The sequence below is a fragment of the Pseudomonas sp. Marseille-Q5117 genome (genome assembly GCF_946901175.1).
In the GTDB taxonomy this organism is placed as follows: Bacteria; Pseudomonadota; Gammaproteobacteria; order Pseudomonadales; family Pseudomonadaceae; genus Aquipseudomonas; species Aquipseudomonas iranensis.
The window spans coordinates 103,378-120,350 of sequence record NZ_CAMPPP010000009.1; the positions used below are offsets into that span (position 1 = coordinate 103,378).

Sequence of the window (16,973 nt, forward strand, 5' to 3'; positions counted from 1 at the left end):
AGAGCTTCTCAATGATTCGTCTGCTGAGCAAAAACCGACCAGTCCTTGTCGCCATCTCCCCTGGCTACCGCCGACTTCATTTTCAATCGAACGGCATCCGCCGCTGGCAACTCCAGCCCCTTGAGACGACCCGCATCGATCGCCAGATTCATATCCTTGAGGCCAAGCGACAGTTTGAATCCCGGTTCAAAATTGCTGCTGACGATGTTCTGCCCATAACGTTGATAACTGGGGCAGGCGAACAGGGTCTGGGTCATGAGCTTGATGAAAATCGAAGGGCTCAGTCCGTGGCGTTGAACGAGTCCGCTGGCTTCGCCCAGCGACTGGATGGCTTGGGTGATCATCATGTTGCCGGCGATTTTCGCTATACAGGCCTGTTCAGGTTGGTCGCCCAGATACCAGGTTTTTTTCCCGAGCAGGTCGAACAGCGGTTGGACGGTCGAGACAGCAGCCTGCGATCCGGCCGCCAGGATATTCAACTCGCCCTTGGCCGCCACGGCGGGCACGCCGAAGACCGGCGCCGCGATCAATGGCATGCCGGCGGCTTCATGTTCGCGCTGCAACTCCAACATCAGCGAAGGCGACAAGGTCGACATCACGACATGCACGCAAGCTTTGTCTGCAGTTTCCAGAACAGCGCTGGCGAGCAGTACTTGCCTGACAGCGGCATCATCGGCCAGAAGAGTGATGACCACCTCTTGCTGGAACGCCGAGGCCGGCGATTCGATAACGCTGATGCCTTCGAGATCCTTGATCGCCGCCTGACTGCGGTTCCATGCCGAGACGTGATGGCCAGCGCGGACGAGCAGTGGAATGATCGCTCTGCCCATGCTTCCCACTCCGATAAAACCAATCTTCATTTGCAGTCTCCGGTTGGTATTCGACGACGGTGAATGCAGACAAGTATGTCGGGCACGGGATTGCTACGGCACTGCCATTGCTGCACTCTCACTGTTCATTTTTGTACGGGGGCAGAGCATGGACTGGAGTGATGTGCGGGTCTTTCTCGCGATTGCCCGCAGCGGGTCATTGGGCGCTGCCGCCAAGCTGTTGGGGGTCAGCCATCCGACCGTGGGGCGGCGCTTGCAGGTGTTGGAACAGTCCAGTGGCCAACCCGTTTTCCTGCGTACCAACCAAGGTCTCGTGTTGACCGACAGCGGCGAGAAGCTCTTCAGCCTCGCGCAGGAAATGGAGCAAAGTGCGTTGGCCATCGAAAGGCGCCTCGCGGGGGACAGCGCACAGCCCGAAGGTGTGCTGCGCATTTCCTGCGCTGACTGGTTCGCCTGTTATCTCCTGGCCCCGGTGCTGAGTGAACTGGGCCGGCGTTATCCATTGATCGTGCCCGAGGTCATTGCCGGGCATCGATTGTTTGATCTGGCTCGCCGCGACGCCGACATCGCGTTTCGCATCGTTCCGTTCACCGAACCCGATATCGTGCACCGCAAGCTGATCTCCTTGAGTTACGGGTTATACGCAGCCGTTGGATCTGCTGACCCTGAGCCACAGGGCGCCGGGCTGGGTCTGATCACCATGAGTGTTGCCCAGTCCCATTATCCCGATGTGCAGTGGCTGCAGCAGCGTTACCCTCTGGCGCGTACCGTGTTTACCAGTAGCAGTCGCACAGTCCAGGCGCAAATGTGTGCGCAGGGGCAGGGCGTCGCGGTATTGCCCCGCGCTTTGGGCGACCAGTTGACGGCGCTGCGTCTGATCGATTCAGATGAACCGCCACCAGGCCGCGACATTTGGATGGGCTACCACCAGGACATGCGCCAGATGGACAGTCTGCGCGCGCTTGCCGACCTGGCCTCCGTCATGATTGGCACTCAGGCAGGCGGTTGATTCACTCTGCCGGGTGCATGGCCGCCGTTTGCAGCTCTGCAGCAGGTTGGCGCGCCAGACTCAGGCTCAGTGCTGCGCCTACGGCCAGACAGGCAGCGATGCACAGTACGGCGACGGTGAAGGCGTGGGTGATGGCCGCCGCGTCCGTGTCCTTGCCCAGAAGCGTGTAAAAAATGCCACCGATGATCGCCACGCTCAGTGCTGTGCTGATTTGCAGGGTGGAACTGGTGATGCCCGCAATCATGCCGGAATACGCCGGTGCCACGCGTCCAGTGATCATGCGCATCAATGTCGGAAGGGCCAGTCCTTGTCCGAAGCCGATCAGAAAGAGAATCACGGCAAGGGACAGCGCAGAGGGCGTGACGGCCGTCGGTGTGTGCGCCACGAGCCAGGCCAATAGCACGAACCCCAGCACTTCGAGTGTCATTCCGAAGGGATTCACATAAGACCCCAGCAAACGCCGGAACAGATGGGTGGCGAGCGGCCCCAGCACGAAACCAGCGCCGAATGGCAGAAAGACCAGACCTGCACTGAGCGGGCTCGTATGCAGCGCGCCCTGTAAATAGATGGAAAACAGCAGGAAGAACACACCGATTGCGTAAAAAGTCAGCGCCACCAGCAATGCCCGGCCCAGCCCGGGCGCACGCAGTGCAGCAGGGTTCAGCAACGGCGCGCCTTGCGCTTGATACAAGCGGGCTTCGTAGCGCCAGAACAGCCAGGCAAGCAGTGGTGCCGCCGCCAGCGACAGCCAGGCCCACAACGGCCAGCCCGCTTCACGTCCCTCGATCAGCGGAACGATCAGCGCCGCAAGCGTCACCATCGACAACAGCGTTCCACCCAGATCCAGCTTGCTGGTCTGGGGTGCGCGGGTTTCCTTGACCACGGGGATGGCGATCAGAATGACCAGCAACGCAATCGGTAGATTCACCAGAAATATCGACCGCCAGCCCAGGTTCATCAGGTTGAGCGAGATCAGAATCCCGCCAAGTGCCTGGCCGACTACCGACGCCAAACCAAACACCGCACCGTACAGGCTCAACGCCAAGGGTTTTTCCGACTCAGGGAATATCGCCTGCACTGAAGCGAGTGCCTGCGGCGCCATGACAGCGGCCGTCACGCCTTGCAGCGAGCGTCCGGCGATCAACACCCAGGGTGACTCGGCGACACCGCAGATCAGTGAGGCGACGGCAAAGCCAATCAGGCCAACGAAGAACATTCTCATGCGGCCAAAGATGTCGCCAAGCCTTCCGCCGGTGATCAGTGTCACGGCATACAGCGCCGCGTAAGAAGAGATGATCAACTGTTCGGCAGAGGAGGCCGTGCCCAGCGATTGCTGAATCGAAGGCAGCGCTACGTTCACGATGAAGAAATCCAGCGGCGGCAAGAATGCACCGACCAACAGGATGGCGAACATCAGCCAGCGCCGCTGTTCCGGAAGGGCTACTATTTTCTCAGGCATAAGGTCTCCTTTCTGAAACCCTTCGGCTCCAGAATATTTTCGATTGCGAGTCATGCTTTGAATAAGCTGACTTCAATCTAAACGATCAAACCCTGGCTGACGCCTCACATAAATGAACGGCCAATGTTCATTTATGGCAGTGCCGCTGCGCCCCTGCCTCCTCGCAAAATGGCCGCACTGTGGTTCCAGTCGAGCCACACAACCGAAATCGAGGAGTCAGTTATGTCAGGTAAATTCGCTGATCAGGTCGCAGTCGTCACCGGCGCGTCCACCGGGATCGGATTTGCGATTGCACAGGGTTTGATTGCCGAGGGCGCCAGGCGCGTTTACATCACCGGGCGTTCTGCAGCCACGCTGGAGGCTGCGGTGGCCAAGCTTGGCGACAGGGCGGTCGCGGTCATTTCCGATGTCGCGCGCCAGGTTGATCTGGACGAGCTCAAGGCGACGATTGAGGCGCACGGCGATCAACTGGACTCAGTGTTTGCCAATGCGGGTATTTGTGAAAAGAACCCGCTGGGCGAGACCACCGAGGCCGCCTATTTCAACATGTTCGACATCAACGTAAAGGGAGTCTTTTTTACTGTACAGACGTTGATGCCATTGTTGAAAAATGGCGCTTCGATCGTGCTGACGGCCTCTATCTGTTCCAGCAATGGCATGGAAGGACTGAGCCTCTACAACGCCTCCAAAGCCGCGGTACGTTCCTTTGCCAGGACGTGGGCCAACGAACTCAAAGGTCGCAAGATCAGAGCGAATGTCCTGAGCCCTGGCTTCACCCGCACACCGCTGATGGATAACGGCTTGAAGATGAGCGAAACCGACGTCGCCGCGCTGCGTCAGCACGTCGAGCAGATCACGCCATTGGGGTACATGGCCGAGCCTGAGGAAATCGCCTCGTCGGCGCTGTTTCTTGCGTCTGCCGATGCGAAATATGTCAACGGTGTGGAGTTGATGGTCGACGGCGGCCTGTCGCAGATCTGACCACGTGCTCAACCGTAGCGCAGCCCTCGCGCAGGGCTGCCTTCCTCGCTTATGCGCAGCCCCTGCAGGAAACCTCATCATGAACAATGAACAACTGACAGCCCGACTGGACGCCCTGGAAAGTCGCGCCGCCATCGAGTCGCTGATCAGCGCCTACGCCAATGCTTTCGACCGCATCGACGCCTCGCTTCTTAGCTCAATCTGGCACGAAGAGTCGACACTGGATCTACCGGGTTTTGGCCAGGCTGGAAACCGTGACGAAATCCTGGCGATGGCGCAAAACAGCTGGCGCCAGATGCCCCATATGCACCACTGGATGGCCAACCCGCTGATTGAAATCGAGGGTGACAGCGCAGTGGGCACGGTAGCTGCGGATTGCCTGTTTCATGACATTGAAAAAGGCCCGGTGCAAGTCAGCGGTCTTTACCACGACAGGTTTGAACGTCGGGACGGAAAGTGGGCGTTCCTGTCACGTCGTTTTGAAATGCATTTCCTGACGCCGTTAAAAGATTGGGTACCCGCAGCGGGCGAAGAACAGTTTGCACCGTTCGAGCAGCTCAAGGGAACGACAGCGAAAAACGAATAGTCCCGGCCCTTGGCTGTTCGACACCCACGTGGCCGCCATGCAGTTGCATGATGGCCACGACAATGGCGAGGCCAAGCCCGTAGGAGTCGGAATTCTGGTGCCGAGACGCATCGCCACGGTAAAAGCGGTCGAAGAGTTTGCCCAGGGTTTCGTCGCCCAGCACCGGCCCTTGGTTCTCCACCTCAATCCGGGCACCTCCGTGGGTTTCCAATACCCGTATCAGAATCTCGGTGCCCTCGTAAGCGTAGCGAACAGCGTTCGCCACCAGGTTGCTCAACGCTCTGCGCAGCAGCAAGGGGTCAGCGAGCACGATACCATCGCCCGTTATTTGGAAGCTCATTCGCCGCTCTTCAGCCAAACCCTCAAAATACTCAGCGATGCGCTGTGATTCGTCATGCAGCGACAGTTGCTGGCGCTCCACTACGGCTTGCGCTTCATCGGCGCGCGCCAGAAATAGAATGCTTTCGACGATGCGCGAGATCCGTTCGAGTTCTTCAAGGTTCGAAGCGATCAGCGCCTGATATTCGTCCTCGCTACGGCGTTGGCGAAGGGCAACCTGACAATGTCCCATCAACGACCCGACCGGCGTGCGGATTTCATGGGCAAGGTCGGCGGAAAATTGCGTCAGTCGCTGATAACCCTGAGCAAGACGATCAAGCATCGCGTTATAGGCGTCACTCAGCTGTTGCAATTCAACCGGCGTATCGGCGCTGTCCATACGGCTGTGCAGACGCTCAGGCGTTATGGCTGCGGCATGGGCGGCCATTTTGCGCAGCGGACGCAGCCCGCGACGCAATAACAGATAACCCAGCAACGCGGTTGCCAGAAAGGCAAGGGCCACGGCCAGGTAGATGCGCTCGCGATACGCTGCAAGCATCGCCATTTCCTTGCCCATAAGGTGGGCGGCCGTCAATCGGACTACACGGCCACCCGACGTCGTGACTACGGAGGCGGCGCGCAGCCTTGTTCCCGAGTCGGTCACGCCGCTGCGCAGATCACTGACGCTCAGCTTTGTGTCCTGGCCGATCACCGGCAGTTCAGGCAACGTGACGTTGAGTGGATTGACCTGGATGACCGGTGGCTGCCCCGGCTCTTCAATGATGAAGATGTCGTCTTCGCTGTCGAGCATGTTCTTGAAAATCTGCGGGCTGTCGCGCAGCTTTTCGATGGCGAGTTCGTAATGCAGGAGCTTGCGAAAATGCTCCAGACGGCCCATCACCGCGTGATCGCTGTAGACCAATACCGAGGCCTTCATCGTCTGATACAGATAGAAGCCCGCGCCGGCCACGGCCAGCATCGCGACCATGGCAAACGCCACGGTCGATCGCAGCGTCAGCGAGGGTTGGCGTCGGGACCGCATGGCCTCACCTCGCAGACATAGCCGATACCGCGAATGGTATGGATCAGCTTGATCGGGTAGGGCTGGTCGACCTTGTTGCGCAGGCGCTTGACAGCGACGTCCACCACGTTGGTATCGCTGTCGAAATTCATGTCCCAGACTTCCGAAGCGATTTGTGTCCTGGACAACACATCGCCGGCTCGACGGAGAAACAGATGGAGCAGGGCGAACTCCTTGTTGGTCAGCACGATCACCTGTTGTTGGCGGGTCACGCGGCGCCGGACCAGATCCAGTTCGAGATCGGCAAGGTGGAAATGGTCGGCTTCGCGCACGACACCGCGGCGCAGAATAGTGCGGATGCGCAACAGCAGTTCGGTAAACGAAAAAGGTTTGATCAGGTAATCATCGGCGCCCAGTTCCAGACCGCGAATGCGGTCTTGCAGCTGGTCGCGCGCGGTAAGGAACAGCACGGGTACGTCTTGTCTGGCGCGCAACAGCTCGATGATCTGAAACCCGTCAATCCCGGGCAACATCACGTCCAGCACGATCAGGTCATAGGTCGTATGCAAGGCCATGTGCAGGCCGTCAGCGCCATGCTGGGTCCAGTCGACGTTGTAACCGGACTCACCGAGCCCCTTTTTCAGGTACTCACCTGTTTTGGTGTCATCTTCGATCAGCAGGATATGCATCGTCAGGCGCGCTCGGGTTTCTTCATGACGGGGTTAAGTCCGCGACATCGGTATCTCGGCTGTGCAGTGTAACGGGATGAGCGGGCGCAGTCGGTTACATTTCTGTCATTCATGGTCAGGGTTGGCGAATGACAAAAATGTCATTCGACGGTCATCGTGACGTCCCGGTCTGCGGTCGAGGATGGCGACACATCAACCCATGAGGAATCGTCGCCATGCAACTCAAAAACGCCCTGTCTACCACGTTCGGTTTGGTGATGCTCAGCGCTGCCGTCATTGCCACCGCCGCCGACATGCCGGTCATCAAACCACTGCGCGGTACGGTGGAAAGCGTCAGCAACAACACGCTGACCTTCACTGTCCGCTCTGGCGCCCAGCAGACGATCGGACTGACTGACAAGACCGGTATCAGCCGGGTATCGAAGGCCAATATCGACTCGATCAAATCCGACAGCTTCATCGGCTCGGCGGCCATCCCGCAGGCCAACGGAACCTTGAAGGCGCTTGAGGTCACGGTATTCGACGCCAGGCTCAAGGGCAGCGGCGAAGGTCATTACGGTTGGCAGAACGCAGACGGCAGCACTGGCACCATGACCAACGGCACCGTTGGCAAACTGTCCAAAACCGACGGCCGTACGTTGACCGTCAACTACCAGGGCGGCGAGAAACAAATCGTCGTGCCGGATGACGTGCCTATCGCCTACGTCGAGCCAGGCAAAGCCGATGAGCTGGTGAAAGGAACGAAAATCGTCGTGTTCCCCGCTGCAGATGGCACCGCACGCGGCATTGCAGTCGGCAAGGATGGCTTCCAGCCACCGATGTAATCATCTGAGAAAGCTTGAGCGTTGCCGTCTGGCAACGCTCCGCTACACGGAAGGCTTGCAAGGGGAACCACGTGAGACAGAAGAAACTGCATCCCTGGCCGGTTCGCCTCACCCATTGGCTCAATGCGGCCTGCATGGTCTGCATGTTCATGAGCGGTTGGGCTATCTACAACGCCTCGCCACTGTTCAGTTTCAAGTTTCCGGTGTCATTGACCGTGGGCGGTTGGCTGGGCGGGGCACTTGCCTGGCATTTTGCGTTCATGTGGCTGCTGCTGATCAACGGCGCAATCTATGTGCTGTACGGGTTGGCCAGTCGTCATTTCAAACGTGAGCTGCTGCCCATCGGCATTGCCGCATTGAAGCATGATCTGACCGATGCCTTGCGCTTTCGGCTGGTGCATGAAAAGGGTGTCTATAACGCAGTACAGCGCCTGATGTACTGGATCGTGCTGGCGGCAGGTGTACTGATCGTGATCTCGGGTGTAGCGATCTGGAAACCGGTTCAACTTCAAGAGCTGGTCGCGTTACTGGGCGGCTATGACGTTGCTCGTTACGTACATTTTGCGGCCATGGCGATGATTGCAGCGTTTGTAGTGATTCACCTGGTCTTGGTGATTCTGGTACCAAAAACCCTGGTGCCAATGATCACGGGTGGAGTGCGGACGCCTAATAACGAGAAAAATGGGTCATGACTGAATTTAAAATAACAACGCGTCAGCGCGTCAGGATTGAACCTGCGCAACAGCTTGAACTGGAAAACATTCAGCGCCGGCATTTTCTTCGGGCCGGCCTGACGGTTGGCGCGATGTCGATGCTGACCGGTTGCAACCTGCAGGACGGCGATCAGGTCGACAAAGTGCTTTGGGCCATGTCGCGTTGGAACGACCGGGTCCAGGCGTGGCTGTTCAGTGGACGGAAACTGGCGCCGACCTTCGCCCGCGCGCAGATCACCAAGCCGTTTCCGTTCAACGCTTTCTATGGTCAGGACGATATCCCTGAAGTAGACCTGACCAGTTACTCGCTCGCCGTCTCCGGCCGGATCAGGGACAAGGCGCCGTGGACACTCGAAAGCTTGCGCAAGCTGCCGCAACGCAGCGATATCACTCGGCTGATCTGTGTTGAGGGCTGGAGCGCGATCGGTCAATGGGGAGGTGTACCGCTGAAAACCTTCCTGGAACACATCGGCGCCGACACCACAGCGAAATTTGTCGGTTTCAAATGTGCCGATCGTTACTACTCCAGTCTGGACATGCCGACTGCCTTGCACCCGCAGACGCTGTTGGCACTGGATTACGCTGACGTGGCGCTGCCGCCCGAGTACGGCTATCCGCTGAGGGTTCGGGTCCCCACCAAACTGGGATTCAAAAACCCCAAGCATGTTGTCGAGATTTTCGTCAGCAACGACAACCCGGGCGGGTATTGGGAAGACCAGGGCTACAACTGGTTCAGCGGGATCTGATGAAGCAAAGAACGGAACTGTCACGCCAGGAACACTGGCGAGATTCATGACACCAAGCGTGATATGAGGCATGCCGATGACCGGTATTTCTGCAGTACCGCCAGCACCATCCGACTGGCCAACATCAGAACCCAGGATGCGGGCAACGAGTGATGGAGCAGATTTCCAATCTCTCTTGCAGGCTCAGTCCAGGCCACCTTTACAACAGTCAGATAAAGCTCGCACTCGGATGCTCTTTGATAATCTTGCCGCATGTACCTTCAATGGCGAAAAAAGGGCTATCTGCTCTGATGTTATCGGCACAGGGGGACTGAATGCGTTCGCCATTGCAGTGGCTCTTTCGCCGCTAACCGTCACCTGGGTACCGACCGAGATTGTTCGAGCGCCACTGCGTTCGCCTGGGATACGGACTTTTCGCCGTCGCAATCCCTCTTCAGCCGAGAGCTCCTTCCTCAACCGGTCAAGCTCGGAGGATAGGGGTTATGATTAGACGTGTCTCGAGAGCTTGCTCGCCGTAGGCCAGTATTATTAAGGGAGAAGCACATACCGCCAATTCTCACCTGTAGCGTTGAATGGTCTTTCGTTCGCCTGAAGTAGAAAGCCCGATGGCTTCTCTACCGTGGCAAAGGTGGTGTTATGAGGCAGCGTCGACTTACAGCCTATTTTTCCACCCCGCTGTCATCCCCCGTTTATTCTGAGCATCAGAGAATTATAGCCCGCCATCAGGGCTACTTTTGGCCGAAGGTAGTCGTTCGTGAACGGCTGCTTTCGGCCATAAGCAGCCGTTCAAGACGGCTCGTTTTTCAGGCGGCAGAGGCCCATCCCGTCGCCGCTACCTGGCGCTCACCCTCCACAACTGATCCAGCTTCGTCGTATAACTCTGGTAGGCTCCCTGATCAGCAAAGACTGAGGGGGCAGGCAGCGCCTTTACGCTTTCCGGCTTCGAGTCTCCTAGCCCAATTGGCTCCCTGGCGCTTGCCGACCGATAATCAGCGTCTTCGATGCCGCTCGTTGTGAGGGCTATGCTTGGCATTACGCCCATTTAAATTGGGGAAATCTCATGATCAACGTACGCACAGCCCGCATGCTTGCCGATTACAAATGCTGGGCCGATCAGCGCCTCTTTGACAGCCTGGCCGCACTGCCTCCTGGCGAAGTCAGCAAAGAGCGAGTGTCGGTGTTCAAAAACGTAATCGGCACTTTGAATCACATTTACGTCGTGGACTGCATTTGGCAGGCTCACCTCGAAGGCCGGGGGCACGGCTTCGAAACTTCACATGATCTGCTGCATCCCGAACTCGCTGATTTGCGCTTGGCACAAAAGGAGATCGATCACTGGTACAGCGACTGGAGCGCCCGGCAGAGCGAGGCATCGCTGGATAGACTCGTCGAGTTCACGTTTGTGTCTGGGGAACGCGGCACCATGAGTGCCGGAGCAATGCTGATGCATGTGGTCAACCACGCCAGCTATCACCGTGGGTGGGTTATCCAGATGTATTTCGACATTCCGGCCATTCCGCCAATGACAGACATGCCGATATTCTTGCGCGAGACCGATCCAAATTTCAATTCGCTCAATACACCGGCAGAGGGGTCGCCATGTGTTGGGCAATTAATGAGCGCAACCAACGCTCTGCCGGATCGTTATCGTTGACCCCGCTCCAGACCATCGACAACTCCGACGGCACGATGTCAAAGGGCGGGTCATCAGCACGCAACTGGCTGCTGCCATCGATCAGCGCGCACGCCGCGTAGTCCGGCACTGCGGCTAGCATTTCCGTGCCCGCTAATAAGGCACGCAGTCCTGAGAACTGGGGTACCGCCAGCATCACTCGCCGCGAGCGGCCGATGCGTGCCAGGTCGGTATCGATGGCACCGGTCAAATCCCCGGAAAACGACACCAGGGCGTGAGGTCGTTCGCAATACTCATCCAAGGTCAGGGGGCCAGGACGATTATCGCCGCGCAGTATCTTGACGCGCAGATCCCGCAGCTTCTTGCGCTTTGCATTGGCGGGCAACTCGGTGGTGTAGCTGACTCCGACGGAAATCTCTCCGGAGGCGAGCATCGCCGACATCAGCAGGAAGTTAGCCCGCCGTACCACTACGATAACGTTTTGTGCCTCTTCGCGAAGTTGATTGAGCAATGGCGGAAACAGGCCGAATTCGGCATCGTCGGAAAGGCCGATGCGGAATACGTCCCGGCTGGTGGATGGGTCAAAATCCTTAGCTCGGCTGACAGCTCCGGAGATGGTGTCCATGGCTGGTTGCAACTCTTTAAGAATTGCCAGCGCTCGCTGGGTCGGCTCTAAGGTACGACCGTTGCGTACTAGCAAGGGATCGTCGAACAAGTCGCGCAACCGCGCTAAAGCGGCACTGACGGCGGGTTGGCCTAAGAACAGTTTCTCCCCAGCCCGAGTCAAGTTCCTTTCGAACATTAAGGTTTCGAAAATAACCAAAAGATTCATGTCCACGCGACGCAAGTCGTTTCGATTCATTCCTAGGCTCTCGCAGGCAGCATAATTTTCAAGTAAAGCAGCTACGCGGCAGAACACCGTATTGCTGCTGCAACGAGACTTTGAATACGCCGTATTCAATCTCTTTACATTTGACCGGAAATGGATCGGGTGCGTGTAGCTCAAATTGGCGTGGGGAGTACGTCCCGTATTTCCCTTAGCGAAGCATTAGAACTCAGAGAGCTCTCCCCTCCAAGCTATGTCCGATGTGCAAAGCGGCACGCCACTTCTCGTCGCTCTTTAACCTTCGCATCTAAAGACAGGCTCAAGTCATCAGCAAATCGAGCTAAGTGCGATTCCCGTGCCCGCGAACCAAAATTTTTGTTTCAATTTTGCAGCAGAATTCGAGGGGCAGTCTGTGTTAGACCAGTGCTCGCGACTTTATTGATAAAAACGAAATCCAGTAGTCCTTTTTCCTCGCTTGTCCGCCTTCTCTCCCGAGTGGATCTTTGTACTAATCAACCCATGATCTGCGTTGCGGTGTTCCTACGCAGGTAGAGCAATTTCGTAACAATTGCTGCCAACAAAATTACAAAAGGTCGGCGGACTTATGCGCCAAGATCAGCTTGATGGTCTTGGTTAAATTCTTAGAGGTAGCAAGGCAGCGCAGCTGCACTTGGGCATCCCACCATTGGGGGGCTCCCCCTGCTGTAAGCTAGGTCGAGAGAAACCTCGAACGAAGGCTCGGTGTTGTATTGTTCAAACGTACTATCCGGAGTGTCAGTCTGACGTAAGCAGGTGGTCAGTGTCTCAGTAAGCGTCCAGTGAATGCTTCAACTTTGAAATGTCTGTGCGTAACCGGCGCACTTTGACTCGCTGCCAGCCTGCCTAATTTAATTAGGAGTGATGGCGGGGCGTACACTGGCCGGCTAATGTGCAATTCAAATCATACTATTCATCCATGCTGACAACCTGCGCGCTTATTGCCACTGAGCCCCTCGTGTCCATAGGAATGGGTAGAAAGACACGCATTGATCTCCGCCCACACACTGAATGTCGTTGCGCCAGGATTCCCAACGTAGGCCCTCTTAGTAGGCCGCCGTACGATTGCTCACAGCTCATTCCAAGAAGGCGGTATAACCGATGCCCAATGGCTCCCGCTGCAGAATCTCGGGCGCCCAGTGGTACACCGCTCCCACATCATCACCCAAGCCGCCGCCGTTGATGGGAAAGCATCCACCTGCTGCGTCATCTGCCACCAGCAGATGCCCTTGCGCCCGTCCCTCGCTCCATCCCGCCAGGCCCCGATCAATCAGTATCCCCGCCAGTCTCAAATGCTATAGCCCCCAAAGAAGACTTGGTTGTTACCTGTAGCTGTAGAAGAACGCTGGAGTTTTGAGGTGAGGTGGAAGCAGTCGTAGGGGCGGTCGGCATGCTCCAGCATCTCCCGTATGTAGATCATGGCGGGGTCACTAATTTCAAGCGACTTGGCTGCACCATGTGAAGTTTGAAACCAACTGAGGCGACTCATGATCAATTCCTCTCTGTAGGCGGTATTAAGAGGGGGACATGCGGCCCATGGCTGCCGACCCGGGCGAACAGCTCTCCCGAAAATCAAAAAGCTAGGCTCAGCTTCAGGCATCGCTGCCGACCTTTGTACTTCGGCCGTCTGGGGCACCGGCTTCAGGCAACTGTTTCATGAGTCCTAGTTTCGAATTCCTCATGAAAGAACGTATGCACATCGTCGTACCCTATTTTCTGCGCCGTTTTTAGCGCGTCCGTCCCTTTTGCTGTGCCTTCAACGGTGAAGTAATGCACCTGATTGAGACCGATGGTTTTCAGCACTGCGGATAGGTAGGGACGAAGAAAGTCGGGTTGCCGTGCCCTCTCACCGCTAATGTAGCCGCCGGTGGCTACGGCAACGTAGACGGGGCGATCCAATAACGTTCCAACCTTACCTTTTGATGTGCTGAGGAAAGTTTTTCCGACGCGTACGACGTGGTCAATCCAGGCCTTGAGCGGCGAGGGCACGCTGTAGTTGTGCATGGGAGTAGCGATAAGCAGCACATCGCAGGCATTCAATAGGATGATCATTTGGTCGGAGCGACTCAATGTACCTTTCTGATCCTCGGTAGCTATTTCGCTCGGATGGGCCAAGGCATGGGCATAAGTCGCATCGACTGGCGATAACGTGTTCAGGTCTATATCCGTCAGTTCAATCCCGCGTATGCCAGCGCGTACTGTCAGAGCGTGCAGAATCCGCTCAGACAGTTTCAAGCTTTCAGATGCATTACCGTTGGGACTGGCAATCAGGCGAAGGATTCGCAAAGGAGCGAGGGGCTTCTGAGACGGGTTCATGATATTGCCTCCTGTACGGGTGATGCGGTCATGGGGTATCGAACTGTTTTTGAAAACGCAGCGCGCCGGTATAAAGGCCTTCGCGGAAGTAGAAGCGTTGGGCGCGCGCGTTGGCCAAACCCGTGTCAAGCACAAGGCGAGCACAACCGCTGGCACGAGCCAGTCGTTCCAGAGCTCGCAATAACCGGGAGCCCCACTGGCCGCCGCGCTGGGCTTCATCGGTGATGAGGTCATCGACATACAAGAATGGGCCATAAATCAGATTCTCCTGAAGGCGGTAACCTGCAAGCGCCACGAGAGCCGATGACTCGAAGGCTCCAACCAGCCGATAGCCGCCGGCTCGCATTCGTTCGATACGACTCATAAAATCGGCCTCGCTTGTTAGGTGGGGGCGCAATTGCTGCATTACCGGGAAAGCGATTTTTAAGTCATGGCGGCTGTCTAGAGGACGCAGGGCAGTGTCGGCCAAGTCGAGCACGCTGGGCACGTAGTCTTGAAGATTGAACGTCATGGGAGAGGCCTTAGTGGGTTGTGATGGTCAAATCTTGAACTAACATTGCCTCAATTTATTGAACCAAGAAGTGAGATATGAACTAGGCCATGATGACTTCCTGTTCGCACCCTTTCGCCTCCTTGGATGGGCAACCCGGTTCGCCTCTGTACCGTCAGTTATATGACCGAGTACTCGCCGCCATCGCCGCTGGCACGCTGTCCCCTGGTGACCGATTGCCTTCGGTGCGAGCTCTCGCCAAGGATCTCGGCGTTGCTCGTGGCACCATCGAACTGGCCTATTCGCTGCTCACGAGCGAGGGCTACCTCTTGGCCCTGGGGCAGAAGGGCACCGTGGTCAATCCCGAATTGCAGAAGCCGCTACTGTCTGCCCCCGCTTTATCCGTCAGCAGCGAGGTGATTGAAAACTCCCCAGACGCACTATGGCGTCCACCGCAACTTTTGCCGTTTCAGATGGGAGTGCCTGCAATGGATGAGTTCCCACGCAAGATCTGGGCGCGCTTGGGTGCCCGTTATCTGCGAGGCATGCGTTCAGGCGATCTGGACTATCCGCCGCCGCACGGCCTGCCTGCCTTACGCAGCGCCATCGCCTCATATCTGCAGGTGTCTCGAGGTATCGATTGCGGCGCCCATCAGGTGTTTATCACCAGCGGCTGGCGCAGTAGCCTGTCGCTGATCGCACATACTTTGCTGCGCGCAGGGGAGCGAGCCTGGGTCGAAGATCCTGGCTACCCAACCACGCGCCAAGTGCTTCGTCAATTCGGTATTGAGCTTGAGGCAGTGCCAGTTGATGCCGAAGGTATGGATGTGGAGCAGGCCATTGCCAGGCATCAGGCTGCACAGGTCGTCATGGTGACGCCGGGGCATCAAAGCCCACTGTGTATGGCGCTGTCTTTGCCTCGGAGACAGTTGTTACTCGATTGGGTGGGCCGGAGCGATGCCTGGGTTGTCGAGGATGATTACGACGGTGAGTATCGCTATGTCAGTCGCCCCTTCCCGGCGTTGGCGAGCCTGGATCGCAACGGGCGCGTGCTGTACGCCGGGACTTTCAGCAAGGTGCTTTTCCCCGGTATCCGCCTTGCCTACCTAGTGGTGCCTCAGGGGCAAGTGGCAGCGTTTGAGCGTGTAAGTCGGGCGTTATTCTCCGCAGGCTCGCCAGCGATTACTCAAGCGCTGGTCGCAGAGTTCATTGTCGAGGGGCATTTCACTCGGCACATTCAGCGCATGCGAAGGCTCTACAGCGAACGACGCGCTTTGACTATTGAAGCGTTGGAGCGAAGTTTACCCAATGGACTGCTGGTGGAGCGCTCGCCAGGGGGGATGCACTTGGTACTCCGTTTGCCGGAGGGAGTAGTCGACACTGCCCTGACTGAGCAACTGCTGGCCAAAGGCATCGCCGTGCAACCCTTGTCGCGATGGAGTGTTTCGTCGCGGCGTCAATCTGGGCTGCTGCTGAGCTTCACCAACTGCGCCTGCGCTGCTCAGGGCGAGCAGCTTGGCGCGTTGATAAACCGTGCGCTCAGTTGAGGTTGGCTTTGGTCAGGCCGAACACCTCATCCGACGAACCAGGGACTGCCTGAAAGGCCACATTGAGACGATTCCAACCGTTGATGGCGACAATCAGGAACGACAAATCCGACAGATCCTGTTCGGAAAACTGCTCACGCACATCCGCGTAGAGGCTTTCAGGTACACCATGGGATGGCAGTTGGGTCAGGGCTTCTGTCCAGGCGAGCGCCGCGCGCTCTATTGGCGAGAACAGTTGCGATTCACGCCAGACCGCAATGTGATGGAGGCGCAATTCGCGCTCGCCATGGATCTTGGCTTCCTTCACGTGCATATCCACGCAGAACGCGCAGCCATTCAATTGAGACGCCCGCAGCATTATGAGGTGGGCCAGGTCAGCCAGTAGCGGCTTCTTACTCAGTTGCATCGTCAGCTCCACCAGCTTATTGGAAGCCTGAGGCGACTGTTTGAAGTAATCAAGACGGTTGTTCATGGCGGTCACTCGCAGCGGGTTTAGGGTTGTTGGAGCCCACTGTAGCCACGCGTGGTCTAGTCAGACAGGGCCAAGAAAAGACCTTTCAACTAAGCCATGCAGTTCTGATTCGCGATTTGCCGTTCGCCGATGTTGCCAAGCCGGTTGTCCGTGAACCCGGCGGAAGGCGACCCAAAGCCGGTGTATAAACTGGCACAGTAAGCGGCAACTGAGTTGCGATGCGCGATAGTTCTGCGGTGGATAACAGGTGCAGCGCCTTTGTGAAGACTGATTCCTCTCGCCGGTCGACAACGCCGAAACAGATCGCAAGAGAGTGGGGCGGTGGGCGGTCAATCCGCAGTTCGCAGAGCAACTCGGGCGTGTTTACGAAGAGTGGAGTGGTATTTTCCTCTCAAAGAAATTCGATGCGACCGGATTTTCAGTCCTATAACGCACTTGAGAACAAAGCCATTGGTGCGTGTCAAAAAAACCTATTTG

General features: G+C 57.2%; 17 protein-coding genes and 1 pseudogene. 8 read left to right on the plus strand and 10 right to left on the minus strand.

Annotation, left to right across the window (positions count from 1 at the left end):
* Positions 1-8: 8 nt before the first annotated feature.
* Positions 9-860 carry an NAD(P)-dependent oxidoreductase gene (locus OC605_RS15985; RefSeq protein ID WP_262138099.1) on the minus strand — a complete coding sequence of 284 codons (852 nt, stop codon included), beginning with the start codon at positions 858-860 and terminating at the stop codon, positions 9-11.
* A gap of 118 nt (positions 861-978) precedes the next feature.
* On the opposite strand from OC605_RS15985, the gene OC605_RS15990 reads away from it, so the two are divergent.
* Complete coding sequence (locus OC605_RS15990) at positions 979-1,839, plus strand: LysR family transcriptional regulator (RefSeq protein ID WP_262138101.1); 861 nt, start codon at positions 979-981, stop codon at positions 1,837-1,839.
* A gap of 1 nt (position 1,840) precedes the next feature.
* On the opposite strand, the gene OC605_RS15995 is transcribed toward OC605_RS15990, so the two are convergent.
* Positions 1,841-3,352 (minus strand): MFS transporter, encoded by a 1,512-nt coding sequence (locus OC605_RS15995; protein WP_316044671.1) that lies wholly within the window; start codon positions 3,350-3,352, stop codon positions 1,841-1,843.
* Between the two features lie 168 nt (positions 3,353-3,520).
* On the opposite strand from OC605_RS15995, the gene OC605_RS16000 reads away from it, so the two are divergent.
* Positions 3,521-4,279, plus strand: coding sequence for an SDR family oxidoreductase (locus OC605_RS16000; RefSeq protein WP_039760604.1), 759 nt, complete (start codon positions 3,521-3,523; stop codon positions 4,277-4,279).
* A gap of 79 nt (positions 4,280-4,358) precedes the next feature.
* Positions 4,359-4,865 (plus strand): nuclear transport factor 2 family protein, encoded by a 507-nt coding sequence (locus OC605_RS16005; RefSeq protein WP_042609814.1) that lies wholly within the window; start codon positions 4,359-4,361, stop codon positions 4,863-4,865.
* Here the strand turns inward: OC605_RS16005 and OC605_RS16010 are convergent.
* Together OC605_RS16010 and OC605_RS16015 are read right to left on the minus strand one after the other, a co-directional pair.
* Positions 4,837-6,225: a heavy metal sensor histidine kinase gene (locus OC605_RS16010; RefSeq protein WP_262138109.1), complete on the minus strand. Its 1,389-nt coding sequence runs from the start codon at positions 6,223-6,225 to the stop codon at positions 4,837-4,839. The genes OC605_RS16005 and OC605_RS16010 overlap by 29 nt on opposite strands.
* Positions 6,198-6,893: a heavy metal response regulator transcription factor gene (locus OC605_RS16015; protein ID WP_039760267.1), complete on the minus strand. Its 696-nt coding sequence runs from the start codon at positions 6,891-6,893 to the stop codon at positions 6,198-6,200. The genes OC605_RS16010 and OC605_RS16015 overlap by 28 nt, the downstream gene beginning before the upstream one ends.
* Before the next feature lie 215 nt (positions 6,894-7,108).
* Between OC605_RS16015 and OC605_RS16020 the strand changes: the two genes are divergently transcribed.
* The 4 genes from OC605_RS16020 to OC605_RS16035 all read left to right on the plus strand — a co-directional run bounded on the left by OC605_RS16020 (position 7,109) and on the right by OC605_RS16035 (position 10,830).
* Positions 7,109-7,717: a hypothetical protein gene (locus tag OC605_RS16020; RefSeq protein WP_042609816.1), complete on the plus strand. Its 609-nt coding sequence runs from the start codon at positions 7,109-7,111 to the stop codon at positions 7,715-7,717.
* Between the two features lie 71 nt (positions 7,718-7,788).
* Positions 7,789-8,409 carry a cytochrome b/b6 domain-containing protein gene (locus OC605_RS16025; protein WP_262138111.1) on the plus strand — a complete coding sequence of 207 codons (621 nt, stop codon included), beginning with the start codon at positions 7,789-7,791 and terminating at the stop codon, positions 8,407-8,409.
* Positions 8,406-9,176: a molybdopterin-dependent oxidoreductase gene (locus OC605_RS16030; RefSeq protein ID WP_039760272.1), complete on the plus strand. Its 771-nt coding sequence runs from the start codon at positions 8,406-8,408 to the stop codon at positions 9,174-9,176. The genes OC605_RS16025 and OC605_RS16030 overlap by 4 nt, the downstream gene beginning before the upstream one ends.
* 1,060 nt (positions 9,177-10,236) lie before the next feature.
* Positions 10,237-10,830 carry a DinB family protein gene (locus OC605_RS16035; protein WP_064361695.1) on the plus strand — a complete coding sequence of 198 codons (594 nt, stop codon included), beginning with the start codon at positions 10,237-10,239 and terminating at the stop codon, positions 10,828-10,830.
* On the opposite strand, the gene OC605_RS16040 is transcribed toward OC605_RS16035, so the two are convergent.
* From OC605_RS16040 to OC605_RS16060, 5 genes and pseudogenes are all read right to left on the minus strand, one after another.
* Positions 10,751-11,671 carry a LysR substrate-binding domain-containing protein gene (locus OC605_RS16040; RefSeq protein WP_133338007.1) on the minus strand — a complete coding sequence of 307 codons (921 nt, stop codon included), beginning with the start codon at positions 11,669-11,671 and terminating at the stop codon, positions 10,751-10,753. The two genes, OC605_RS16035 and OC605_RS16040, sit on opposite strands and share 80 nt — an antisense overlap.
* 938 nt (positions 11,672-12,609) lie before the next feature.
* Positions 12,610-12,888 (minus strand): annotated as a pseudogene (locus tag OC605_RS16045) (DUF2625 family protein).
* A gap of 49 nt (positions 12,889-12,937) precedes the next feature.
* Positions 12,938-13,063: a DUF2625 family protein gene (locus OC605_RS28195; RefSeq protein WP_254433255.1), complete on the minus strand. Its 126-nt coding sequence runs from the start codon at positions 13,061-13,063 to the stop codon at positions 12,938-12,940.
* Between the two features lie 249 nt (positions 13,064-13,312).
* On the minus strand, positions 13,313-13,987 hold the full coding sequence (locus tag OC605_RS16055) for an FMN-dependent NADH-azoreductase (RefSeq protein ID WP_262138117.1): 675 nt from the start codon (positions 13,985-13,987) through the stop codon (positions 13,313-13,315).
* 28 nt (positions 13,988-14,015) lie between these two features.
* A complete protein-coding gene (locus OC605_RS16060) occupies positions 14,016-14,498 on the minus strand; it encodes a GNAT family N-acetyltransferase (RefSeq protein ID WP_042609823.1) in 483 nt (160 codons plus the stop codon).
* Positions 14,499-14,587: 89 nt separating this feature from the next.
* Here OC605_RS16060 and OC605_RS16065 point away from each other — a divergent pair, with 89 nt between their 5' ends.
* Positions 14,588-16,024 (plus strand): PLP-dependent aminotransferase family protein, encoded by a 1,437-nt coding sequence (locus tag OC605_RS16065; RefSeq protein ID WP_217848412.1) that lies wholly within the window; start codon positions 14,588-14,590, stop codon positions 16,022-16,024.
* Here the strand turns inward: OC605_RS16065 and OC605_RS16070 are convergent.
* Positions 16,017-16,496: a carboxymuconolactone decarboxylase family protein gene (locus OC605_RS16070; protein WP_122506017.1), complete on the minus strand. Its 480-nt coding sequence runs from the start codon at positions 16,494-16,496 to the stop codon at positions 16,017-16,019. The two genes, OC605_RS16065 and OC605_RS16070, sit on opposite strands and share 8 nt — an antisense overlap.
* Positions 16,497-16,973: the final 477 nt, after the last annotated feature.